Origin of the sequence: Paraburkholderia phytofirmans PsJN (assembly GCF_000020125.1) — a bacterium.
Classification (GTDB): Bacteria; Pseudomonadota; Gammaproteobacteria; order Burkholderiales; family Burkholderiaceae; genus Paraburkholderia; species Paraburkholderia phytofirmans.
Genome location: NC_010681.1, coordinates 4000647 through 4022023 on the forward strand (window position 1 = coordinate 4000647; position 21377 = coordinate 4022023).

The 21377-nt window shown below is 64.6% G+C and carries 25 protein-coding genes and 1 riboswitch; of the genes, 5 read left to right on the forward strand and 20 right to left on the reverse strand.

What is annotated here, in order from left to right; translation table 11 throughout:
• Window positions 1–93 precede the first annotated feature (93 nt).
• The 16 genes from hisD to BPHYT_RS17785 form a co-directional block, all read right to left on the reverse strand.
• A complete protein-coding gene (gene hisD, locus BPHYT_RS17710) occupies window positions 94–1416 on the reverse strand; it encodes a histidinol dehydrogenase (protein WP_012434509.1) in 1323 nt (440 codons plus the stop codon).
• 57 nt (window positions 1417–1473) lie between these two features.
• The gene (gene hisG / locus BPHYT_RS17715) at window positions 1474–2172 is read right to left on the reverse strand and encodes an ATP phosphoribosyltransferase (protein ID WP_012434510.1); all 699 of its coding nucleotides are present in this window, start codon (window positions 2170–2172) and stop codon (window positions 1474–1476) included.
• Window positions 2169–3431 (reverse strand): UDP-N-acetylglucosamine 1-carboxyvinyltransferase, encoded by a 1263-nt coding sequence (gene murA, locus BPHYT_RS17720; RefSeq protein WP_012434511.1) that lies wholly within the window; start codon window positions 3429–3431, stop codon window positions 2169–2171. Before murA ends, hisG begins: the two co-directional genes overlap by 4 nt.
• A gap of 111 nt (window positions 3432–3542) precedes the next feature.
• Window positions 3543–3782 carry a BolA family protein gene (locus BPHYT_RS17725; protein ID WP_006052280.1) on the reverse strand — a complete coding sequence of 80 codons (240 nt, stop codon included), beginning with the start codon at window positions 3780–3782 and terminating at the stop codon, window positions 3543–3545.
• A gap of 15 nt (window positions 3783–3797) precedes the next feature.
• On the reverse strand, window positions 3798–4553 hold the full coding sequence (locus BPHYT_RS17730) for an ABC transporter permease (protein ID WP_012434512.1): 756 nt from the start codon (window positions 4551–4553) through the stop codon (window positions 3798–3800).
• Complete coding sequence (locus BPHYT_RS17735; protein ID WP_012434513.1) at window positions 4550–5482, reverse strand: ABC transporter ATP-binding protein; 933 nt, start codon at window positions 5480–5482, stop codon at window positions 4550–4552. Before BPHYT_RS17735 ends, BPHYT_RS17730 begins: the two co-directional genes overlap by 4 nt.
• Window positions 5483–5653: 171 nt before the next feature.
• A complete protein-coding gene (locus BPHYT_RS17740) occupies window positions 5654–5947 on the reverse strand; it encodes an STAS domain-containing protein (RefSeq protein ID WP_012434514.1) in 294 nt (97 codons plus the stop codon).
• Window positions 5944–6576: an MlaC/ttg2D family ABC transporter substrate-binding protein gene (locus BPHYT_RS17745; protein ID WP_012434515.1), complete on the reverse strand. Its 633-nt coding sequence runs from the start codon at window positions 6574–6576 to the stop codon at window positions 5944–5946. Before BPHYT_RS17745 ends, BPHYT_RS17740 begins: the two co-directional genes overlap by 4 nt.
• 115 nt (window positions 6577–6691) lie before the next feature.
• Entirely contained in the window at window positions 6692–7714 is a 1023-nt protein-coding gene (locus BPHYT_RS17750; RefSeq protein ID WP_012434516.1) for an MlaA family lipoprotein, read from the reverse strand.
• A gap of 11 nt (window positions 7715–7725) precedes the next feature.
• Complete coding sequence (mlaD, locus tag BPHYT_RS17755; protein WP_012434517.1) at window positions 7726–8286, reverse strand: outer membrane lipid asymmetry maintenance protein MlaD; 561 nt, start codon at window positions 8284–8286, stop codon at window positions 7726–7728.
• A 91-nt stretch (window positions 8287–8377) separates the two neighbouring features.
• Window positions 8378–9145, reverse strand: coding sequence for a lipid asymmetry maintenance ABC transporter permease subunit MlaE (gene mlaE / locus BPHYT_RS17760; protein ID WP_012434518.1), 768 nt, complete (start codon window positions 9143–9145; stop codon window positions 8378–8380).
• Window positions 9142–9963: an ABC transporter ATP-binding protein gene (locus BPHYT_RS17765; RefSeq protein WP_012434519.1), complete on the reverse strand. Its 822-nt coding sequence runs from the start codon at window positions 9961–9963 to the stop codon at window positions 9142–9144. Before BPHYT_RS17765 ends, mlaE begins: the two co-directional genes overlap by 4 nt.
• Window positions 9964–10057: 94 nt before the next feature.
• Window positions 10058–11161 carry a thiamine phosphate synthase gene (gene thiE / locus BPHYT_RS37330; RefSeq protein WP_012434520.1) on the reverse strand — a complete coding sequence of 368 codons (1104 nt, stop codon included), beginning with the start codon at window positions 11159–11161 and terminating at the stop codon, window positions 10058–10060.
• Complete coding sequence (locus tag BPHYT_RS17775) at window positions 11158–11973, reverse strand: thiazole synthase (protein WP_012434521.1); 816 nt, start codon at window positions 11971–11973, stop codon at window positions 11158–11160. The genes thiE and BPHYT_RS17775 overlap by 4 nt, the downstream gene beginning before the upstream one ends.
• A 72-nt stretch (window positions 11974–12045) precedes the next feature.
• The gene (gene thiS, locus BPHYT_RS17780) at window positions 12046–12243 is read right to left on the reverse strand and encodes a sulfur carrier protein ThiS (protein ID WP_012434522.1); all 198 of its coding nucleotides are present in this window, start codon (window positions 12241–12243) and stop codon (window positions 12046–12048) included.
• Window positions 12244–12324: 81 nt separating this feature from the next.
• A complete protein-coding gene (locus BPHYT_RS17785) occupies window positions 12325–13455 on the reverse strand; it encodes an FAD-dependent oxidoreductase (protein ID WP_012434523.1) in 1131 nt (376 codons plus the stop codon).
• Window positions 13456–13671: 216 nt separating this feature from the next.
• A riboswitch (TPP riboswitch) is annotated at window positions 13672–13795 on the reverse strand.
• Window positions 13796–14176: 381 nt separating this feature from the next.
• Here BPHYT_RS17785 and BPHYT_RS17790 point away from each other — a divergent pair.
• The 5 genes from BPHYT_RS17790 to BPHYT_RS17810 all read left to right on the forward strand — a co-directional run bounded on the left by BPHYT_RS17790 (window position 14177) and on the right by BPHYT_RS17810 (window position 19048).
• Window positions 14177–15928 carry an ABC transporter ATP-binding protein/permease gene (locus BPHYT_RS17790; protein ID WP_012434524.1) on the forward strand — a complete coding sequence of 584 codons (1752 nt, stop codon included), beginning with the start codon at window positions 14177–14179 and terminating at the stop codon, window positions 15926–15928.
• Entirely contained in the window at window positions 15925–16734 is an 810-nt protein-coding gene (locus tag BPHYT_RS17795; RefSeq protein ID WP_012434525.1) for an SDR family NAD(P)-dependent oxidoreductase, read from the forward strand. Before BPHYT_RS17790 ends, BPHYT_RS17795 begins: the two co-directional genes overlap by 4 nt.
• 302 nt (window positions 16735–17036) lie before the next feature.
• The gene (locus BPHYT_RS17800) at window positions 17037–17498 is read left to right on the forward strand and encodes a hypothetical protein (protein WP_012434526.1); all 462 of its coding nucleotides are present in this window, start codon (window positions 17037–17039) and stop codon (window positions 17496–17498) included.
• 88 nt (window positions 17499–17586) lie between these two features.
• Window positions 17587–18228, forward strand: coding sequence for a hypothetical protein (locus tag BPHYT_RS17805; RefSeq protein WP_012434527.1), 642 nt, complete (start codon window positions 17587–17589; stop codon window positions 18226–18228).
• A gap of 91 nt (window positions 18229–18319) precedes the next feature.
• Complete coding sequence (locus BPHYT_RS17810; RefSeq protein WP_012434528.1) at window positions 18320–19048, forward strand: response regulator; 729 nt, start codon at window positions 18320–18322, stop codon at window positions 19046–19048.
• Window positions 19049–19133: 85 nt separating this feature from the next.
• Here the strand turns inward: BPHYT_RS17810 and BPHYT_RS17815 are convergent, their stop codons facing one another.
• The 4 genes from BPHYT_RS17815 to BPHYT_RS37335 form a co-directional block, all read right to left on the reverse strand.
• Window positions 19134–19805 carry a flagellar basal body L-ring protein FlgH gene (locus BPHYT_RS17815; protein ID WP_012434529.1) on the reverse strand — a complete coding sequence of 224 codons (672 nt, stop codon included), beginning with the start codon at window positions 19803–19805 and terminating at the stop codon, window positions 19134–19136.
• Window positions 19806–19867: 62 nt separating this feature from the next.
• Window positions 19868–20581, reverse strand: a complete 714-nt coding sequence (locus BPHYT_RS17820; RefSeq protein ID WP_012434530.1) for a hypothetical protein — start codon at window positions 20579–20581, stop codon at window positions 19868–19870.
• 3 nt (window positions 20582–20584) lie between these two features.
• Window positions 20585–20752: a DUF6726 family protein gene (locus BPHYT_RS38250; protein ID WP_012434531.1), complete on the reverse strand. Its 168-nt coding sequence runs from the start codon at window positions 20750–20752 to the stop codon at window positions 20585–20587.
• A 45-nt stretch (window positions 20753–20797) separates the two neighbouring features.
• Entirely contained in the window at window positions 20798–20980 is a 183-nt protein-coding gene (locus BPHYT_RS37335; protein ID WP_012434532.1) for a hypothetical protein, read from the reverse strand.
• Between the last annotated feature and the right edge of the window lie 397 nt (window positions 20981–21377).

Genomic DNA, 21377 nt, shown 5'->3' on the forward strand with positions numbered 1-21377 from the left:
GTCTTTATTAAACGAAGAACCGCGCGCAATCCGTCGCCGGTATTCGCGGGCGCCGGTTCGACGCCTGCGGCTTCAGCGCCGGATCAAATACGCTTAGCCGTTTTGCCGCATCCGGTATTCGGCGCTGCGGGCATGCGCCTGCAGGCCTTCGCCGTAAGCGAGCTCGGCGGCGATCTCGCCGAGCGTCTGCGCGCCTTCCGCGCTGACCTCGATCACGCTCGAACGCTTGAAGAAATCATAGACGCCCAAAGGAGACGAGAACCGTGCGGTACGAGACGTAGGTAAGACGTGATTAGGCCCCGCGCAGTAGTCGCCGAGGCTTTCGCTGGTGTAGCGGCCGAGAAAGATCGCGCCGGCATGGCGGATCAGTTGGCCCCAATGATGCGGCTCCAGCGCGGAGATTTCGAGGTGTTCCGGGGCGATGTCGTTGGCGATCGCGCAGGCTTGCTCCATGTCGCGCACCTTGATCAGCGCGCCACGGTCTTCCAGCGACTTGCGGATCACGTCGCGGCGCGGCATGGTGGGCAGCAGTTCGTCGATCGCGTCTTTCACGCGGCCGATGAACGCATCGTCAGGGCACAACAAGATGGACTGCGCGAGTTCGTCGTGCTCGGCTTGCGAGAACAGATCCATCGCGACCCAGCGCGGGTCCGTGGTGCCGTCGCAGAGCACGAGGATTTCCGACGGCCCGGCGATCATGTCGATGCCGACCGTGCCGAACACGCGGCGCTTGGCCGACGCGACGTATGCGTTGCCGGGACCGCAGATCTTGTCGACCGCGGGAATGGTCGCCGTGCCGTACGCCAGCGCGCCGACCGCCTGCGCGCCGCCGATCGTGAACACGCGGTCCACGCCGCCCAGCAGCGCGGCCGCGAGCACCAGCGGATTCTTCACACCGTCCGGCGTGGGCACGACCATGACGATTTCGCGCACGCCGGCCACTCGCGCCGGAATAGCGTTCATCAGCACTGACGACGGATACGCCGCCTTGCCGCCCGGCACGTAGATACCCGCGCGATCCAGCGGCGTGACTTTCTGGCCGAGCACGGTGCCGTCGGCTTCCGTGTACTGCCAGCTGTGGCTGCCGCACTCGATCTTCTGCTTCTCGTGGTACCCGCGCACCCGCGCCGCCGCCGCTTCGAGCGCCGCGCGGCGCTTCGGCTCGAGATTCTCGAGCGCCGCTTCCAGTTCCGACATCGGCAACTCGAGCGCATCGACGCTCTTCGCCTCGACACGGTCGAAGCGCTGCGTGTATTCGAGCACTGCAGCGTCGCCGCGCGCCTTCACGTCGTTCAGAATCTGCGCGACCGAGCGCTCGATTGCTTCGTCTTCGCTCGCCTCGAACGCGAGCACCGCGTGCAGCGACTTCTGGAAGTCGGGAGCGGTGGAATCGAGTTTGCGAATCTTGATAGACATACGGGTATCCGTTTCGGTAAGGCGCGCTTTAGAACGTGGTCACGCTGACACTCACACTCAGGCCGTCGCGGCGCCGGCCTTCGACGCGCGTTCGAATGCGTCGAGGATCGGCCGCAACGCCGCGCGCTTGAGTTTCAGCGCCGCCTGGTTCACCACGAGGCGCGACGAAATCTGCATGATCTCCTCCACCTCGACCAGATTGTTGGCGCGCAAGGTATTGCCCGAACTCACCAGGTCGACGATCGCATCGGCGAGACCGACCAGCGGCGCCAGTTCCATCGAACCGTACAGCTTGATCAGATCGACGTGCACGCCCTTGGCGGCGAAATGCTCACGTGCTGTTTCAACGTACTTGGTCGCGACGCGCAAGCGCGCGCCCTGGCGCACCGCGTTCGCGTAATCAAAACCGGCGGCCACCGCGACCGACATGCGGCAGCGCGCAATATCCAGATCGACCGGTTGATACAGGCCGCTGCCGCCGTGTTCGAGCAGCACGTCTTTGCCCGCCACGCCGAAGTCCGCCGCGCCGTATTCGACGTAGGTCGGCACGTCGGTGGCGCGCACGATGATCACGCGCAGGTTCGCGTCGGTGGTCGGCAGAATCAGCTTGCGCGAGGTTTCCGGGTCTTCAGCCACTTCAATGCCGGCTGCGGCGAGCAGCGGCAACGTTTCCTCGAAGATACGCCCTTTCGACAACGCCAGCGTGAGCGGTGCGCTCACTGCCGGCGACGACGAAGTTTGCGGCATGGCGCTCATGCCTGGCTCCCCGAGACCCGGCGCACCTTCGCGCCGAGAGCGGTGAGCTTGGTTTCCATGCGGTCGTAACCACGGTCGAGGTGATAGATCCGGTCGATCAGCGTTTCACCGTCGGCGCGCAACGCGGCGATCACGAGACTCGCGGAGGCGCGCAGATCGGTCGCCATCACCTTCGCGCCCGAAAGCTGTTCGACGCCGGTCACGAGCGCGGTGTTGCCGTCGATCGTGATGTTGGCGCCGAGGCGGTTCAATTCCTGCACGTGCATGAAGCGGTTTTCGAAGATCGTCTCGACGACCTGCGAAGTGCCCGTCGCGATCGTGTTCAGCGCCATGAACTGCGCCTGCATGTCGGTCGGGAACGCCGGGTATTCGGAGGTGCGAAAGGTGACCGCGCTCGGACGCTTGTCCATGCGCACGCGCATCCAGTCGTCGCCTTCTTCGACCGTGACGCCGGCTTCGCGCAGCTTTTCGGTGACCGCTTCGAGAATCAGCGGACGCACTTTACGCAGTGTGACGTCTCCGCCTGCCGCCGCTACCGCGCACAGGAAGGTGCCGGCTTCGATCCGATCCGGAATCACCGTGTGCTTCGCGCCATGCAGCTTGTCGACACCCTGGATCACGAGGCGATCCGTGCCGATGCCTTCGATCTTCGCGCCCATCGCGACCAGCAAATGCGCAAGGTCGCCGACTTCCGGCTCGCGCGCCGCGTTCTCGATGACGGTCTCGCCCTCGGCCAGCACGGCTGCCATCAGCAGATTCTCCGTGCCGGTGACGGTGATCATGTCGGTGACGATACGCGCGCCCTTCAGACGCTTCGCGCGCGCTTCGATAAAGCCGTGCTCGATCGTGATCTCAGCACCCATGGCCTGCAGGCCCTTGATGTGCTGATCTACCGGACGCGCACCGATCGCGCAGCCGCCCGGCAGCGAAACCCGCGCGTGACCGAAGCGCGCGACCAGCGGGCCGAGCACGAGGATCGACGCGCGCATGGTCTTCACCATTTCGTACGGCGCGACGAGGTTATCCACCTTCGACGCGTTCAGCGACACGCGCCCATCGCCGCTTTCGATCTGCACGCCCATCTGGCCGAGCAACTTGAGCATCGTGCGCACGTCCTGCAGGTCGGGCACGTTTTCCAGATGCACCGGCTCCGCGCTGAGCAGACTCGCGCACAGAATCGGCAACGCCGCATTCTTCGCACCCGAGACGACGACTTCACCCGACAGCGGGTAGCCACCTTCAATGACGAGTTTATCCATGCCTGTCAGTTCCTGATTGACCCGGACTTCGGCCGGGGCTGCTTTGACTGTGTTCGGCGCGCCGCTACCGGCGTCACGCCCTTCTTGAGTAATTCGCACTAAATTTCCAGATTACGCGTTCTGCCATTCGGCGGGCGTCAGCGTTTTCATGCTGAGCGCGTGGATTTCTTCGCGCATACGGTCGCCGAGCGCCGCATACACGAGTTGATGTCGCTGGATCAGACGCTTGCCTTCAAAGCTCGGCGAAACGATGGTCGCAAAGAAATGCTGGCCGTCGCCTTCGACTTCGAGATGCTGGCAGGCGAGCCCAGCCGCGATGTATTGCTTGACCTGTTCGGGAGTCGGCAACATAAGAGAAGCTCCTGATCAGTGGCGCAGTTTGTAGCCGGAGGCGAGCATGCGCATCGCCACCACGGCCAGCACCACAAAGAAACCGGCAACGATCGCAAGGCTCGCGAGCGGATTGATATCCGACATCCCGAAGAAACCGTAGCGAAAGCCGTCGATCATGTAGAAAAAGGGATTCAGCCGCGACACTTCGCGCCATACCGGCGGTAGCGTGTGCGTGGAGTAGAACACGCCGGAGAGGAACGTGAGCGGCATGATCAGAAAATTTTGAAACGCCGCGAGCTGATCGAATTTGTCGGCCCAGATACCGGCGATCAAACCGAGCGTACCGAGAATCGCCGCGCCGAAAATCGCGAACAGAATGATGTAGAGCGGCGCGCTGAAACTGACCGGCACGAACCAGATCGTCACGATGAATACGCCGAAGCCGACCGCCAGCCCGCGCGCCACGGCCGCGAGCACATAAGCGCCGAACATCTCGTAGTGCGACAGCGGCGGCAGCAACACGAACACCAGGTTGCCCGTGATCTTCGACTGGATCAGCGACGACGAGCTATTGGCAAACGCATTTTGCAACACGCTCATCATCACGAGACCCGGAATCAGAAAACTCGTGTATTCGACGCCCGGATAGACCTCAACGTGACCGCGCAAAGCGTGGCCGAAAATCGTCAGATACAGGAGCGCGGTGATGACCGGCGCCAGCACCGTCTGGAACGCCACCTTCCAGAACCGCAGAAGCTCTTTGTAAAACAGCGTACGAAAACCGCTCATGCAAGCCCCTCGATCACTTCCGGACCGTTCATCACCTGAACGAACACATCTTCGAGATCGGCTTTGCGGACCTCGATTTCTTCGAATACGCAGCCCGCCGCGCGGCACTGCGCGAGAATTTTCTCGACGTCGTCATAGCTCGCCAGACGCAGCAGATGCTGGCGGCCATTGCCGTTGCCCGTGCCGCTTTCCACCTCGAGCGGACGCAGATCGGCCGGCAAGACGCCTTGCGCGAACCGCAGGAACAGTTGCATGCCGGCAAAGCGTTGCAGCAGTGTGCTGGTGCGTTCGAGCGCCACCACCTCGCCGCGCCGCAGCATTGCAATGCGGTCGCACAGCGATTCGGCTTCTTCCAGGTAGTGCGTGGTCAGCACGATGGTGTGGCCTTCGCGGTTCAGGCGCGAAATGAATTTCCACAGCGTTTGCCGCAATTCGACGTCCACACCCGCGGTCGGCTCGTCGAGCACGATCACCGGCGGACGATGCACCAGCGCCTGCGCGACCAGCACGCGACGCTTCATGCCGCCCGACAGCGCGCGCATGTTGGCGTCGGCTTTGTCGGTGAGGTCGAGATTGGCCATGATCTCGTCGATCCACGCGTCGTTGTTGCGCAGCCCGTAGTAGCCGGACTGGATGCGCAAGGTTTCGCGGACCGTGAAGAACGGATCGAAGACCAGTTCCTGCGGCACCACGCCGAGCGCGCGACGCGCGTCGCGGAAATCGCTGACCACGTCGTGGCCGCGCACCGCGATGCTGCCTTCGTCGGCGCGCGCGAGCCCGGCGAGGATGCTGATGAGCGTTGTCTTGCCCGCGCCGTTCGGACCGAGCAGTCCGAAGAACTCGCCTTCTTCAACTGTGAGGCTGACGCCCTTGAGCGCCTGCAAATCCTTGTAGCGCTTCTTGACGTTACGAATTTCTATGGCTGACATGACTATGGGCCGCGTGCGTCGCGGCGCCTAAAGGAGCCCTGAGAGGGCGCGCAAATGCTTGGAAGGAACGGAATTGGGGCCGGTTAGGTGCCCCAAAAAACGTTTGATTATAGGGCAAAAATCTGTGGCCCTATCTCAGTAGGAGGTGTTCGGAGATGACGCGTTAGAGCGTCAATGTCGCGCGCCGATGAGGGTATCGACGCCGTAGGCTTGTGCAAGGCTGGCGAGACCAGCCGGCAGGTTGACGATCTCGAACGTGGCGCCGCGCGCCTGGGCGGCACGCTGCCACGCGAGGAGGACGGCCAGCGCGGACGAATCGAACTGCGTGAGCGGTGCGCAGTCCACGCCGTTCGCGCCCGCCGCGATACGCTGCAAACCCGCCGCGAGCGCGGCAGTCGCGCTCGCGTGGGTCAGCGTCGCGCCGCACTCGAAGCGGCTGACGACGGGGCTCAACACTTCGCTCACGACTGCTTGCCCGCGGCGAGTTGCTGGTTGCGCTGCGTGAGGAACTGGATCAGCCCGTCCACGCCCTTCTGCTGGATCTGCTCGTTGAACTGCTGCTGGTACGCCTGGATCAGCCATGCGCCGAGCACGTTGATGTCATACACGCGCCAGCCTTGCGGCGTCTTGTACAGACGGTAGTCGAGTTCGATCGGCGAGCCGTTGTTCATCACGACCGAGCGCACCACCGTGTCGGTGTCGTCCGGGTTCATGCGGAACGGCTTGTACTGGATCTGCTGATCGCGCACCTGAGCCAGCGCGCCCGAGTACGTACGGATCAGCAGCATCTTGAACTGCTCGACCACCGCGTTTTGCTGCTCCGGCGACGCAGTGCGCCAGTTGCGGCCCATGGCCAGCTGCGTGGTGCGGCGGAAATCCGTGTACGGCAGGATCTTTTCGTTGACCAGCTTGGTGATGTGCGAGATGTCGCCCTGCTGGATCGACTTGTCTGCACGAATTGCGTCGATCACCTGCTGGGTGACGGTCTTGATCAAGCCGTCAGGCGAATTGGTGTCGACCGTCTGTGCCGATGCACCGGCACTGGCAAACGAGAACAACGCGGCGAACAGCGGAATCAGGAAGAATTTTTTCATTTGGAGCCTTGCCTTAAAAGATAGTGCAACCGTTTGAGCCGACATTAACACGCGAGTTCAGCAGCAATCCATGCGCAAACTGCGAGAGTCGTATCGATCTGTTACGGGTGCACGATCAACGCAATTTGAATGACGGAAAGTTAAAGCGCGTGGGCGGAACCAGTTGGCCGGCCGGGATCTGAGTCGTTTCAGGACCGCCGTTCAGGTCCAGCGGCGGAGATTCGGCCGTGCCCGAAGCAGCCTCAGGCGCGGCCGCGGTGCCCGACGCCGCTTGCGGCGGCGTTGCCGCGGTCGCATCCGAAGCCGGCGCCGCCTTCGCGGCAGCAGCACCCTGCGTGCCCGCGGCGCCCGCCGGCGCATCGGCGGCTCCGCTGTCGACGTCGTCGTACTTCGGCAGCGGCGCTTCGTCGCCATAATTGGGCAGCGCCTGCGACTGTTTGCCGTCCGACAACAGGTACTGACGGCGTTGCAGATACGCGCTACGCACGAACGAGTATTTGTCGAGCGCGGCGCCTTCCAGCACGTCGCCGGCGTTCAGCAGATTCGCCCGCGTGTTGACGATGTTCAGGCCGTACAGCGCCCAGCTGAGCCCATCCGGATGAATGTAGCTGAGCGGGTTCACATAGTAATTGCCGATCGAGCCGACCGCGTCGCGCACAGTGCTCGGTCCGAACAGCGGCAGCACGAGGTATGGGCCCGCCGGCACGCCGTAGTGGCCAAGCGTGAGGCCGAGGTCGTTGTCGTGCTTGGGCAGCTTGGCGAGCGTCGCCACGTCGAACAGACCGCCAACGCCGAACACCGTGTTGATCACGATTCGCATGATGTCTTCGACGCCGTCGGTGATCTTCAACTGCAGCAAGTTGTTCGCCGCAATGTAGACGTCGCCGATGTTCGAGAAGAAGTTCGTCACGCTGTCGCGCACCGGCTGCGGTGTGATGAACACATAGCCCTTCGCGACGGGCTTGAGCGCGTATTGATCGAGCTTGTCGTTGACGGTGAAGATCGTGCGGTTCAAGCCTTCGAGCGGATCGCCCGGGGTCGGCGTCTGCACAGTCGTACAGCCGGCGAGCAGCGCTGCGGCTACCGCCAGCTTACCGGCCTGGAAGGCGCGCGCGCCGCTGATGCGTGTGGTCTGCATTCTTATTCTCCTTATTGAGCGGCCGCGCCGGAGGCGGGCAAGCTCGACGCTGCAGGCGCTGCGGAAGGCGCCGGCGTGGGAGCACCCGCCGCCGCGCCAGGTTTGGACGCCCCCGAATCCGCGGCCTTGCTGTACAGAAACTGGCCGATGAGGTTTTCCAGCACGATCGCCGATTGCGTCATGGAGATGGTGTCGCCCGCCTTGAGCATTTCGCTGTCGCCGCCGGGTTCGAGCCCGATGTATTGCTCGCCGAGCAGCCCCGAGGTCAAAATCTTCGCCGAGGTGTCTTTCGGAAACTGGTATTGCTTGTCGAGGTCGATCGTGACGAGCGCCTGATATGCATTGCTGTCAAAGCCGATCGAAGCGACGCGGCCGACCGTCACACCCGCGCTCTTCACGGGCGCGCGGGCCTTCAGTCCGCCGATATTGTCGAACTTGAGCTTGACCGGATAGGTCGGCTGGAACGACAACGAGCTCATGTTGCCGGCCTTCAGCGCGAGAAACAGCAACGCCACGAAACCCAGCACCACGAACAGGCCGACCCAGAAGTCGAGAGCAGCAGTCTTTTTCATCGTCATCCCAAAGTGAATCCGCCACGCCGCCGATACTCCCCGCCGCGTGCGCCCAGTGACGCGCCGCCGGCGGAAAACATGCAACGCAGTCTTAGCTGAACATCAGTGCGGTCAGCAGAAAATCGAGGCCGAGCACCGCGAGCGACGCGTACACGACCGTCTTGGTCGTGGCGCGCGACACGCCTTCCGGCGTCGGCTTGGCTTCATAGCCTTGAAACAGTGCAACGAACGTCACCGCAAGGCCGAACACCACGCTCTTGATCACGCCCGCGCCAACGTCGCGCCAGACATCGACGCCGCCTTGCATCTGCGACCAGAACGCGCCGGCATCGACGCCGATCAGCAGCACGCCCACCACATAGCCGCCGAACACGCCGACCGCGCTGAAGATCGCCGCGAGGATCGGCATCGAGATGATGCCGGCCCACAGACGCGGCGCGACCACCACCTTGACCGGGTCGACGGCCATCATTTCCATTGCGGTCAGTTGCTCGCCGGCCTTCATCAAGCCGATCTCGGCGGTGAGCGACGTGCCCGCGCGCCCGGCGAACAGGAGCGCCGTGACCACCGGGCCGAGTTCGCGCACGAGCGACAGCGCGACCAGCAGGCCGAGCGCCTGCTCGGAGCCGTAGCGGTTCAGCGTGTAGTAGCCCTGCAAGCCAAGCACGAAGCCGACGAACAGCCCCGACACCGCAATGATCACCAGCGAATAATTACCCACGAAGTGGATCTGCTTCGTGACAAGACGCGGACGGCGCAACAACGGAAAAAACTCGAGCAGCAGCCGGAAGAAAAAGCGCGTGGCGTAGCCGGCTGTGCCCAGCCCGCCGATCACCGAGCGGCCGATCGCACTGATCATGACTGACCTCCGCCGATGCCGAAGTCCGCCGCGAGCGGCGTCTTGCTGGGATAGTGAAATTTGAAAGGACCGTCGGGTGCGCCGTCGATGAACTGACGCACGGTGGGATCGGTCGAGGCCCGCAATTCGGCGGGCGTGCCTTCGGCGTGAACCCCGCCGTTGGCGAGAAAATAGACGTAATCGGCGATCGCGAACGATTCGGGCACGTCGTGCGTGACGAGGATCGAGGTGGCGCCAAGCGCCTGATTCAGCGCGCGAATCAGGTTCGCGGTGATGCCGAGCGAGATCGGATCGAGACCGGCGAACGGCTCGTCGTACATCATCAGTTCGGGATCGAGCGCGATGGCGCGCGCCAGCGCCACGCGCCGCGCCATGCCGCCCGAAATCTCCGACGGCGCGAGGTCGCGCGCGCCGCGCAGGCCGACCGCGTTGAGTTTCATCAACACGAGATCGCGGATCAGTTCTTCGGGAAGGTCGGTGTGTTCACGCAGCGCGAAGGCGACGTTTTCGAACACGGACATGTCGGTGAACAGCGCGCCGAACTGGAACAGCATGCCCATCTTGCGACGCAGCGCGTACAGGCCGTCACGCGTTTGCCGGCCGATGTCCTGGCCCTGGAACAGGATCTGGCCGCGCTGCGCGCGCACCAGGCCGCCGATCAGGCGCAGCACCGTGGTCTTGCCGCAACCCGACCCGCCCATGACCGCGACCACCTGACCGCGCTTGAAGCGCAGATTCAGGTTCGACAGGACGAGCCGGTCGCCATAACCGAAGTCGACGTCACGCAGCTCGAGTAAGGTCTCGGGGGAGGAAGACACGAAACTGACAGTCCTTTTACACGGAAGGCGAATTATAGGGCCACCGTGCAAAAGTTGCCGTGGGGGTGCCCTGTCCCTTAACTAATCATGACGATTATCGCGTAAACCCTTGTTGCAATGCAGAAACGGCGGCAGCCGGATCCGCCGCTTCCGTTACCGCCCGCACCACGGCCGCGCAACCGACACCCGTCGCCAGCACGTCGGGCAACACCTGCAGGTCGATTCCGCCGATCGCCACCAGCGGCACGACGCCGTCGAGCAGCCGCACGTAACGGGCTAGACGCCGTAGACCCTGCGGCGCGGTCGGCATGACCTTGGTGGTGGTGGGAAACACCGCACCCAGAGCAATGTAGCTTGGCCGGAAATGCAGTGCTCGCAGAATCTCGTAGAAACCGTGAGTCGACAGGCCGAGCCTGACGCCGCCCGCGGCGAGCGCGGCGAGATCCGCCGTATGCACGTCTTCCTGACCCAGATGGACGCCGTATGCGCCCGCCTCGAGCGCGGCCTGCCAATGGTCGTTGATGAACACCTGAGCGTCGTGCTGACGGCCGACGGCCACGCAGCGGGCAATTTCACGCTTCAGCTCTTCGGCGGGTTCGGATGATTTGCGGCGCAACTGCACCGTCTTCACGCCGAAGCCCACTACGCGTTCGACCCACTCCGCCGTCGGCAGAACCGGATAAAGCCCCAACCGGTCCGGGCAGCGCGGGAACGCCTGCGCCAGCGCGTCGGGCAAGCCGGCGAGTCGCGGGAAATGGCTGAGATCGGCGGGAAAAGCGTCGTCGGCACGGGTTTCGTCGCCGTCGCGCCAGGCCAGCGCCAGCACCAGCGCGTCATGCGGGTCGAAACCGCAGTCGAGGAACGCCGCCAGCGCGGCAACCCAGTCTTCCGCCAGATGGCCTTCGAGACGGTATTTTTCGCCGCCCAGATGCAGCGTGGCCTTGTCCTCGGCGGCTTCGATCACGCCGGCGCCCCGTACCAGCCAGCGCGCCACCTGCTCGCCATGCTGCTGCGCGTCGGCGATCACGATCAGATCGCCGCCGTTCGGCTCGTCCGGCGCGGTCAGGCAGATGCGCCACGGCGCGTGCGTCGGCGGCCAGTCGCCGAGCCGGGCGCGGATGCGCTCGGCGGCTTCGGTGAGTTCGTCGGCAGGCGGCCAGAAAAGGTCGCGGTCTTTCAATGTCAAAGTCTGCGTCATGCGGCGCTCCCGTCTTGATGCCAGAACGGCATGCCGACCACCGGCGTGCTCGCGTGCGCGCTTTCGCGCTCGGCCATCGGTCCCGCCAGAAAAGCCTGGCGGCCCGCTTCGACACCCAGCGCGAAGGCGCGCGCCATCGCGTCGGGGTGAGTGGCCTGCGACACGGCCGTGTTCAGCAGCACGCCGTCGAAACCCCATTCCATCACCTGCGCCGCGTGCGACGGCACGCCGAGACCGGCGTCGACGATCAGCGGCACGTCCGGCAGACGCTCACGCAACACACGCAGCCCATAGGGGTTGATCACGCCCTTGCCGGTGCCGATCGGCGCGCCCCACGGCATCAGCGCTTCGCAGCCGGCGTCCAGCAGACGGCGGCCGATCACCAGGTCTTCGGTGCAATACGGCAGCACCTTGAAGCCGTCCTTGACCAGTTGTGCCGCCGCTTCGATCAGACCGACCGGGTCGGGCTGCAGCGTGTAGTCGTCGCCGATCAGTTCGAGCTTGATCCACTCGGTCTCGAAGATTTCGCGCGCCATATGCGCGGTCGTCACCGCCTCGCCGACGGTCAGGCAGCCGGCCGTGTTCGGCAGCAGCGGCACGCCATGGCGCTTCAGCAGATCGAAGAAGCCGGCTTCCGCGCCGCCCTCGTTCATCTGCCGGCGCAGCGCGACGGTCACCATGCCGGGCCGCGCGGCGTCGATGGAATCGGACAGCGATTGCAGCGACGGGTAACGCGAGGTGCCGAGCAGCACGCGGCTCGCGAAGGTCTGGCCGTAGAGCGTGAGCGCGTCGGCGGTTTGGGGGGAAGTCATTTGCATAATCCTGTTTGTCTCCAGCAATCCTGTCTCCGGCAATCCGGTGTTCCCGCAGCGCGCGGCGGACGTTCAGCCGCCGGCCACGGGTTGCACGACATCGAGCTTGTCGCCCGCCTGCAGCGCGCGCGCCGCATGCTGGGTGCGCGCCACGAAGTCGCCGTTCAGCGCGACCGCGAACGGCGGACGTGCGCCGAACGCGGTGAGCGCGTCGGCGACGGTCGCGCCTTCGGGCAGCGACAACGGCTTCTGATTAATATGAATATCCATGGTGTTCGAATACGTTTCAGTCGATGGCGAAAGCGGCGTGGCGTGCAGTACTCGTCTGCGTAATGACGAGTCGCGCAACGCTCATGCCGGCTCCCGCGCGGAATCCAGTTGAAAGAGCTCGCTCCAGCGCGCGTCGCGCTGCCAGTCGGCGAAGGCATCGGCGTCGCCGATGCGGCCGTCGAGCAGCGCCGCGGCGAAGCGCACGGCTTCGTCGGCGACTTCGGGCACGATCATGTAGCCGTGCCGGTACAGGCCGTTCACGCGCAATGTCTGCGCGCCGTCCCACAGCAACGCCGGACGGTGGTCCGGCAAAGTTGGGCGGCACTGCGAATTCAGTTCGAGAATGCGTGCCTCGCCGAAGCCGGGATGCACGGAAAACGCCGCGCTCAGCAGCTCAAGCGCGGAGCGTACGCTGACCGGCGACATATCCTCGCCTTCCACTTCGGTGGCGCCGATCACGTAGAGATCGTCCTGCTTCGGCGCGATGTAGAGGGGATAGCGTGGATGCAGCAGCCGCACCGGCCGCGTCAGCTTGATACCGGGCGCATGCACGCGCGCGACTTCGCCACGAATGCCGCGCAGCGTGGGCAGCACGGGCTTCGCGCCGAGGCCGCGGCAGTCGATCGTGATGCGGGCGGGCGGCAGCGCACGCTCGTCGACCGGCGTGTTCCAATGAGCGTCGACGCCGCGTTGCGCGAGGCCTGCGGCCAGCGCTGTGAGCACCTGGCGGTTATCCAGCTGGCCTTCACGCGGCAGCAGCCAACCCTGGTTAAAGCGGCCTGCCAAAGCAGGCTCGGCGGCGCCGAGCTGCGCGCCTGCCAGCGTGACGAAGCCGCCGTTCAGCAGTTCAGCGGGCGCATTCGAACGCACCCGGCGTTCGAACAGCGGCGCTTCGGTTCGATCCGAGTGATGCCACACGACCAGCGTGCCATTGCGTTGATAGAACACCGGCTCAGGCAACTCAGCCAGCACTTGCGGCCACGTCTCGAGCGAACTCGCGCCGAGGCGCGTGATCAGCAGTTCCGCGCTGGCGGCTTCCGCGAGCGGTGCCAGCATCGCTGCGGCGACCCACGCGGCCGATTGTGTACCGGCGGCATCGCCACGCTCATAAAGCGCCACGCGATGCCCCTGTCCGGCGAGACGCCACGCGACAAGCCGCCCGCACAGGCCACCGCCGAGCACGGCGAAATCGGGTTGTGCAGAACGAGTCATCGCGCACACTCCGTTTCAGGACGGCAAGCAAAGCTAAAGCGCGACGCGCCGAAGGCGGCGTGACGACGAGCAAAACACATATCTGAAGAATAGGCGGTCATCGAGTCCTTTCCGTACGGCAACACAACGCACGTACCCAGGACGAAACCGGCGGGTGAGGCCGGCCGGACAATGCGCGATCCAATGACGGACGCTGCCCGGCGGGGAATGGAAGACTGGCTGCTTCCGGAAACTTCCCGCGCCGGTATTACCCGGATCGGGTGCAAAGGGTGTCTCTCAGCCTCGCCGCTGCGCCATGAAAATCATGCCGCCTGTGCGCGAAGCACCCCTGTTTCGTCGAAGGTCATTAGACCATAAAAGGCGCGGCGCCCGCAAACCAGCGGCTGGCCGCGTCGCGCGCGATTTGATCCGGCACCATCTTTCACGTTATGAATGCGGCCGAAGGCGGCGCTCTGGCACAATGCCAGCACAGGATGCCGCACGAGCGCGGCGCGGGCGGCACGCCGTCCCGCCATGTTCGCAGCGGCACCGGCGCGGGGCCTCGCGGCGCAAATTAATTTTCGCTTAAGGGCTTCGCGCCAGAATCTGACGCTCACCCGGGCGTGCGTTCGTCGAGCACGACGCCCGGGCATGTACCGCAAACCCGCCGCAGGGCAGCCCGCCGACGGGCTCGCCCCAAATGGGTCAGCCCCGAATGGGCCAGCACTACTTCAGGATGCTCATGACACCGAATACCTCTGCCACCCCCGTGCTGCCGCCGGACGAAAAAGTCTCCGCCTGGAGCCTGATCAAACCCTACTGGGTTTCCGAAGAACGAAAAACGGCATGGGGCCTGCTCATCGCGATCATCGTGATGAATCTGCTCGTGGTGTGGATCAACGTACGGCTGAACCGCTGGAGCGCCGACTTCTACAACGCGCTGCAAACCAAGAACGTGCGCGACTTCCCTCACCTGCTGATGGTGTTCTCGGGGCTCGCGTTCGGCTTCATCATTCTCGCGGTGTACGGCCGTTATCTGCGTCAGATGCTCGGCTTCCGCTGGCGCCAGTGGCTGACCACGCGCTATCTGAACGAGTGGCTGAACGACAGCGCGTTCTACCGGATCGAACGCGATCGCCTCGCCGACAACCCCGACCAGCGGATCAGCGACGACCTGCAGTCGTTCGCCACCAGCACGCTCTCGTTGACGCTCGACCTGCTGTCCACCGTCGTCACGCTGGTGTCGTTCATCACCATCCTGTGGTCGCTGGCCGGCGCACTGACCATTTCGCTCGGCGGCATGCCGATCGAGATTCCCGGCTACATGGTATGGGCCGCGGCGCTCTACGCCGTGGTCGGCTCGCTGATTATCCAGAAGGTCGGCCATCCGCTCGTGCCGATCAATTACCAGGCGCAGAAAGTAGAGGCGGATTTCCGTTTCGGCCTGATCCGTCTGCGTGAAAACGCCGAGCAGATCGCGTTCTACAACGGCATGGATACCGAGAAAGCGAACGCGCACTCGCTGTTCGGCCGCATCCGCGACAACTGGTGGCAGGTGATGAAGTACACCAAGCGGCTCACCTTCGTGCTGAGCTTCTATGGCCAGATCGCGATCATCTTCCCGCTGGTGGTCGCCGCGCCGCGCTACTTTGCCGGCGCCTTCACGTTCGGCGTGCTGATGCAGATCTCCAGCGCCTTCGGCACCGTCAGCGATTCGTTCTCGTGGTTCATCAACAGTTACGGCACCTTGGTCGAATGGCGCGCTACCGTGAACCGGTTGCGTGAATTCAAGCGCGTCGTGCATGCACCGCGTCTGAAGGAATCGGTCTCGCCGGCTACCGCGCATGGCGGCATCAATCTGCATTTCGTCGACGAAGACAAGCTCTCCACCGAAGGCCTCAAGCTCGCCCTGCCTAACGGCAACCCGCTGTCGCGCATTCGCGATGTGGCGATTCAGCCGGGCTCGCGCTGGCTGGTGCGCGGCCCGTCAGGCTCGGGCAAGAGCACGCTGATGCGCGCGCTCGCCGGTTTATGGCCGTTCGGCGACGGCTCGATCGATGCCCCGGTCAACGCCCGCATGATGTTCATCCCACAGGTCAGCTACATGCCGATCGGCACGCTCAAAGCGGCGCTCGCCTATCCGTCGGCCGCCAGCACCTACACCGACGACGAATGCCGCGAGGCGCTCATCGTCTGCCATCTGTCGGAATACGCGGACCGTCTGCAGGAATCGGGACACTGGACTCGTATTCTGTCGCCGGGCGAGCAGCAGCGCCTCGCCGCCGCGCGCGTGCTGCTGCACAAGCCCGACTATCTGTTCCTCGACGAAGCCACCAGTGCGCTCGACGCGGAAAACGAGGCGCGTTTGTACCGCCTGTTCACGGAGCGGCTGCCGAAGGCGGCGATTGTGAGCGTCGCGCATCGCGAGTCGCTGGCCGCGTTCCATGACGAGACGCTCGACGTCGAGCGCTCGGGCGAAGCGGTCGCGGCATGACCACCGTGAGCCGCGTGAGCGACCTGAACGAAGCGGGCAGCGCCGGCTTCGAGCGCGTCGTGCTGATCACCGGCGCGGGCTCGGGTATCGGCGCGGCGCTGGCCCGGCGCATCGCCGCGCCGCGCTCGGCCTTGATGTTGCACGCACGCGGTGCCGATCAGGAAGCGCGGGAACGGCTCGCGCAAGTCGCCGCCGATTGCAGCGCGAACGGTGCGCGCTGCGCGACGGTATTCGGCGATCTCGCCGAACGCGGCGCCGCGGAACATGTTGTCCATCAAACGCTGGCGAGCTTCGGCGCACTCGATCAACTCGTCGCCAACGCGGGACACGCGCAGCGGCAAACGCTGAATGCGCTCGATCCCGACGCGCTCGGCGCAGCCTTCGCGGCGATGCCGGCAGCGTTCGCGGCGCTCGTCAAACGCGCGACGCCCGCGTTGGAAACCTCGAAGCGCGGCCGCGTGGTCGCGCTCAGTTCGTTCGTCGCGCACCGCTATCGCGCGGACACGCCGTTCGCCGCGACGGCTGCGGCGAAAGCGGCGCTCGAATCGCTGGCGAAAACCGCTGCCGCCGAACTTGCGCAGCATGGCGTGACGGTCAATTGCGTGGCGCCCGGCTATACGCGTAAAGATCGCGGGCCGAGTGCCGATAATGCAGCGGTGTGGAGTCGCGCCGCGGAGGCGACGCCGCTCGGCCATGTCGCCGAACCCAAGGATGTCGCCGCGCTGATCGCGTTTCTACTTTCCGACGAGGCGCGTCATATCACCGGTCAGGTGATTCATGTGGACGGTGGTCTCACGCTTGGGTGAGTGATAGGCGACATGCGCCACGCGGACTGCGAAAGCCGCAGGCGCGATCGCAACTCCTGCTCGCGCCGCACCGCTTCACCGCCTCACCCACCCACGCCAGATTCCACCGGCTCCTCACCACATCCCTTCGTGATCCCAAGCAACACCCCGCAACATCCCGAAACACGCGAGAAGAGTTCGAAAGCATTTGCGAAGCGGGCAAGCTGTTCCGCGCTTTGAAAATGCCTCCCAGCGGCGACGATAGTTGTGCGGGCCATACAGGCTTGCCCCACGTCATTCATCGCTACTGGATTTCTCCGCCCATGTCATTCGATCGCCGCTTCCATCCTTTGACCCAGCGTCTGGCGCTTGCTCTTGGCGCCGCGCTGCTTGTCACGAGCGTTGCGCATGCAGCCCAACTTAACCAGGTCAACGAACCGGCCGACGTTTGCCCCGCGCTCAAGCACATTGTCGACGCCGCCGATTTCCGGCAGTTGCAAACCCAGGCCGCCGCGCAATTGCCGGGCACCTCGAGCGCCGACGACTGCCGCGCCAGCACGCACGCCTACGATTGTCACTGGCGCGCGCACTGGCAGGCAGACGGCGTCGTCACCGATCCGCTCGAAGAATTCAGCGCCGATATCGCTGCCTGCTTCCCGAACGTCGTGCACGACGTCAACACACCGACGCGCCAGCATTTCATCGTAAGCACCCCCGCGCGCCGCGTCAGTGTCACGGCAAGCGTGCAGGGGCAAAACGAACTGCGCCTGCGCGTCGCGCGCTGAGCGTGATCCTGATCGCAGCTATCCGCGGTGATTCGCGGTGCTTCGCTGTGATTCACCGCATCGACCGACCGCCACCAGGCACCGCCTCATGACCTTCATGCCGAGCATGCGCGCTTATGCATTCACGCGAGCCCCACGGGCCGCGTGGGTCACGTTGCGACGTCCCTGCGCGTGGCTCACCGTGTCCGCCACGCTGGCGGTCGGCCTGAACGGCTGCGCCTGGACATTGATCCAGGCCGCCGACGCCACCGGCTCCGTGATTCAGGCAGGCTACGCGATCGCGGCGAACTATTCGTCGCCGACCTTCGTCAACGGCCGGCCAGCCGAGGTGAGCCACGTTTGCATCGAAGTGAATCAGAACGTGTCGGTCGGCGATTTCGTGCCGGCGCTGCAACTCGCGCTCGACCGGCGCGGCATTCGTTCGGACGTCTACAATCCGGGCACCTCGCCCGCCGGCTGCGAGGCGCGCCTCGTCTACAACGCCGCGATCGATTACGGCCGCCGCTCGTTCAGCGACGAAACGATCCAGTATCTGTCGATCATCGACCTGACGCTGATTCAGAACGGCCGCATTCTCGTTACCGCCCGTTATCAGACCGGCGGCCTGAACACCGATCGTTTCTCGTCGGCGTCGACCAAGCTCAACGGGCTGATCGAGCGAATGGTGGTCGATCGAACCGACTTCGCGCGGCAGCCGCTGCAGACCATCCAGACCTCGCAGGCGAACTAGCCACGCGGGCTCTTGCCATCTCTTACACGGGAAAGGATTCGAAAGCGTTACGCGCTTTGCTCCGCGCGCGTGCTTCTCTAAGATGACCTGAATGAACCAATCCATTCTGGTCGTCGATGACGACCCCGTCGTACGTGAACTCGTCAGCGGCTATCTGCAAGGGCGCGGCTTCAAAGTCGACACGCTTCAGAACGGCCTTGCGCTGCAGCGTCGCTTGCAGGACGAGCGCCCCGCCTTGATCGTGCTCGACATCATGATGCCGGAGCTCGACGGCATCAGCGCGCTGCGCGCCTTGCGCGTGGCCGGCGACGACATTCCCGTGATTCTGTTGACGGCGCGCTCCGATCCGATCGATCGCGTGATCGGTCTCGAACTCGGCGCGGACGACTATCTCGGCAAGCCTTTCGAACCGAGCGAACTGGTGGCGCGGATTCGCACCGTGTTGCGCCGTCGCGGCACGATTGCGCCGAGCGCGCCGGAGCACCGCGCGCCGTATCGCTTCGGCCGTTTCGAAGTGAATTTTCCGGCGCGCGAATTACGCCGGGACGGTGAGCGCATCTCGCTGCGTTCAAGCGAATTCGCCATGCTGAAGGTATTCGTCAGTCACGCGATGACCGTGCTGACGCGCGCGCAGTTGCTGGAGAAACTGCACGGCAATAGCGAGGTGCATCGCAATCGCAGCCTGGACGTGTCGATCTGGCGTTTGCGCCGGCTGATCGAAGTGGATCCGTCGGAGCCGCGCTATGTGCAAACCGTGTGGGGACGCGGCTACGTGTTCGTGCCCGACGGTGAAATCGGCGCGGCCGAACGCGGCGCCTGACGGGTGCGCGAAGCGCGCTGGACTTCCGGCTTCATGCGTCGCCTACATTTCAGACCTGTGGTCAGACCCGTAGCACGCCGACGGTTCAGAACGTCAGCACGCTCATGAACATTCTCTGCAGCCAGCCCATCGTCGTGGAGTCGGACACCATGCCCACGCCGGCCTGCTCGATACGCGCGTTCGCCACCTTGCTCGACGCCACGTAGTTTCCCGCTTCGATATCCTTAGGATTGACGATGCCTGACAGGCGCAGCCGGTCGCGGTTGCCGCTCATCGCAATCACCTTCTCGCCCGACACCACGAGATTGCCCGTCGACATCGTGCCGATCACGGTGACGGCGAGCGTGCCGTTCATGCCGCTGACATCGGTGAGACTGCCCTGCCCTTTGTATTCGGTGCTCGCCGAGCCGATATTGAACAATCGCGCGAGCCGCGCGGCGGCGTTGGTGGAATGATCGGCGGCGTCGGCGGTGATGCTGCTCGAGCGGCTCGCCGCCGCCGTCGCGCTGTTGTTGCCGCTGTACGATTCCGAAAGACGGATCGTCAGCACGTCGCCGATATGTTGGGCGCGCGGTGTTTCGTACAGCAGCAGCGGCGTGCCGGCTTGATAGATCGCGCCTTGCGTGTTGACGTTCAGCGGAGCCGAGGCGAGCGGCGGCGCCATCGGCGTATCGACGATCGAGTTTTGCTGGTGGCTCGCGCAAGCCGCGAGGTAAGCCGCCGCGCCGAGCGCGACAGTCAGACGTAGCACAGTCATGCATGCTCCTTGTTGGGAACGGGTGATGCGGCCGCCGTTAGTGCCGCACTCATTGGCGCGCATCAGCCCGCCTCCGCGCCGCTCGCCTGCCATTGCCGCACCACCGACTTCACCCACGCATCCGAGCCCTTCAGCAAATAGGTGAGCGTGCCGTTGCGCGTGCCCGGCAGAAAGCACAACGTGATCGAACTCACCGCGTTTTCCCAGACATACGTGGGCATCGCGCCAGTCGCCGACACGTTCTGCGTGGCGAGACGCGGCGGCCCGTAGCGATCCGCGAGCGCGTCGCGCAAATCCTCGGCGGTGATCTCGTCGATCACGAAAGAAATTTCGTACAGATGCAGCGCGCTCTGCCCATCTACGCGCGCGAAGCGCAGCACGTGCTCCAGCGCGGGCGCGCCGTCGACCACCGCTTGCGACACCGCCCAGCCGTTGTCCGCGCGATGCGCCCAGCGGCAGGCCACCGTCAGACTGTCGCGCGACTTGAGCCGCATGCCGAGCGCGCCCGCCTGCACGTCCGTCTCGCAGACCGGGACGCTGCCGAGCGGCGTCGCCCGCACGCTCGAGCCCGCGCGGAATTCGTCGAGCGTGATGCCGAGCGTAATGCCACGGAAGGCGAACGGCGCGTCTTGCGAACGCCGCCGTGCATCGGCGGAAGGGTCTTTCGACGCGGCGCTCGCCGTACTCGCGTCGCGTGCGGGCGGCTGCGCTTTCGCGCTCGACGACAGCACGCCGCACAGCAACGCCAGCGCCAAGGCAATCCGTTTGAGTGTCATGATTCAGTCGATGGCGGATGAACACATGTCGAACGGCGAGGCCGCTGCATGGCCCACGACCGGGACGATTTTCAGCGTGGCCGAAGTCAGCCGGCACGGCAGGGCGGCGACGGCGCAGCCACCCAGGGGCAGCAGCGCCGCGCCGAGCGTCAGCCACGCAACGACACGCATGAAGCGGCGAAGAATTCTCGGAGTCGACACGTGGGCCTCGGTACGTCAGGCGGTCGTATTGACGTGGTGCCCGACGAGCCCGGTGGGCAGCGACGGCGGCGTCTGAGCACCGGACTCTCGCGTCGGCGTGGCGGCGCTGGGGTTGTTGGCCGCTACAGGCCTTTCGGCCGGCGACGTCGGCGCCAAAGAAGAGAAGCGGGTTGAAGACAGATTGCTGGGAACGGTCATGATGAGCCTCGCGTGGCGCTAGGTTTCGATTTCACGCCGCCTGCCGTGGGCCCAAGGCGTTAGGCTTTTTTCAGCATGCGGCGCAACGTACTGCACGACGAATCATCTCGCCGGCCACGCGATGCCGATGCACGAAGGAAAGCGCGCTTTCCGACGGTTCTTACGAGCCGTTCCGACCTGTTTCGAGCGGTTCCAGATGCGCGCAAATTCTTGCCTGCGATGATTGTTCGCGCTGCGAAACGAAATCGGCGCCGCCGCGCGCGTTGCCCAATATGAGGCGGCTGAAATATCTCGCAAGCCTTGCGTAGCAGGCCTGACAAGCGGGCCGGCCGAAGCGGAGCGGCCTCTCGTAAGCGTTGGTAAGAAAACAGTCGGCCGCGCGTCGTGCGCGTCAGCT

Bases quoted from the DNA above. Each gene is read 5' to 3' on its own strand.
- hisD (WP_012434509.1), bottom strand. From the start codon at position 1,416: ATGTCTATCAAGATTCGCAAACTCGATTCCACCGCTCCCGACTTCCAG.
- hisG (WP_012434510.1), bottom strand. From the start codon at position 2,172: ATGAGCGCCATGCCGCAAACTTCGTCGTCGCCGGCAGTGAGCGCACCG.
- murA (WP_012434511.1), bottom strand. From the start codon at position 3,431: ATGGATAAACTCGTCATTGAAGGTGGCTACCCGCTGTCGGGTGAAGTC.
- BPHYT_RS17725 (WP_006052280.1), bottom strand. From the start codon at position 3,782: ATGTTGCCGACTCCCGAACAGGTCAAGCAATACATCGCGGCTGGGCTC.
- BPHYT_RS17730 (WP_012434512.1), bottom strand. From the start codon at position 4,553: ATGAGCGGTTTTCGTACGCTGTTTTACAAAGAGCTTCTGCGGTTCTGG.
- BPHYT_RS17735 (WP_012434513.1), bottom strand. From the start codon at position 5,482: ATGTCAGCCATAGAAATTCGTAACGTCAAGAAGCGCTACAAGGATTTG.
- BPHYT_RS17745 (WP_012434515.1), bottom strand. From the start codon at position 6,576: ATGAAAAAATTCTTCCTGATTCCGCTGTTCGCCGCGTTGTTCTCGTTT.
- BPHYT_RS17750 (WP_012434516.1), bottom strand. From the start codon at position 7,714: ATGCAGACCACACGCATCAGCGGCGCGCGCGCCTTCCAGGCCGGTAAG.
- mlaD (WP_012434517.1), bottom strand. From the start codon at position 8,286: ATGAAAAAGACTGCTGCTCTCGACTTCTGGGTCGGCCTGTTCGTGGTG.
- mlaE (WP_012434518.1), bottom strand. From the start codon at position 9,145: ATGATCAGTGCGATCGGCCGCTCGGTGATCGGCGGGCTGGGCACAGCC.
- thiE (WP_012434520.1), bottom strand. From the start codon at position 11,161: ATGACGCAGACTTTGACATTGAAAGACCGCGACCTTTTCTGGCCGCCT.
- BPHYT_RS17775 (WP_012434521.1), bottom strand. From the start codon at position 11,973: ATGACTTCCCCCCAAACCGCCGACGCGCTCACGCTCTACGGCCAGACC.
- thiS (WP_012434522.1), bottom strand. From the start codon at position 12,243: ATGGATATTCATATTAATCAGAAGCCGTTGTCGCTGCCCGAAGGCGCG.
- BPHYT_RS17785 (WP_012434523.1), bottom strand. From the start codon at position 13,455: ATGACTCGTTCTGCACAACCCGATTTCGCCGTGCTCGGCGGTGGCCTG.
- BPHYT_RS17790 (WP_012434524.1), top strand. From the start codon at position 14,177: ATGACACCGAATACCTCTGCCACCCCCGTGCTGCCGCCGGACGAAAAA.
- BPHYT_RS17795 (WP_012434525.1), top strand. From the start codon at position 15,925: ATGACCACCGTGAGCCGCGTGAGCGACCTGAACGAAGCGGGCAGCGCC.
- BPHYT_RS17800 (WP_012434526.1), top strand. From the start codon at position 17,037: ATGTCATTCGATCGCCGCTTCCATCCTTTGACCCAGCGTCTGGCGCTT.
- BPHYT_RS17805 (WP_012434527.1), top strand. From the start codon at position 17,587: ATGACCTTCATGCCGAGCATGCGCGCTTATGCATTCACGCGAGCCCCA.
- BPHYT_RS17810 (WP_012434528.1), top strand. From the start codon at position 18,320: ATGAACCAATCCATTCTGGTCGTCGATGACGACCCCGTCGTACGTGAA.
- BPHYT_RS17815 (WP_012434529.1), bottom strand. From the start codon at position 19,805: ATGACTGTGCTACGTCTGACTGTCGCGCTCGGCGCGGCGGCTTACCTC.
- BPHYT_RS17820 (WP_012434530.1), bottom strand. From the start codon at position 20,581: ATGACACTCAAACGGATTGCCTTGGCGCTGGCGTTGCTGTGCGGCGTG.
- BPHYT_RS38250 (WP_012434531.1), bottom strand. From the start codon at position 20,752: ATGCGTGTCGTTGCGTGGCTGACGCTCGGCGCGGCGCTGCTGCCCCTG.
- BPHYT_RS37335 (WP_012434532.1), bottom strand. From the start codon at position 20,980: ATGACCGTTCCCAGCAATCTGTCTTCAACCCGCTTCTCTTCTTTGGCG.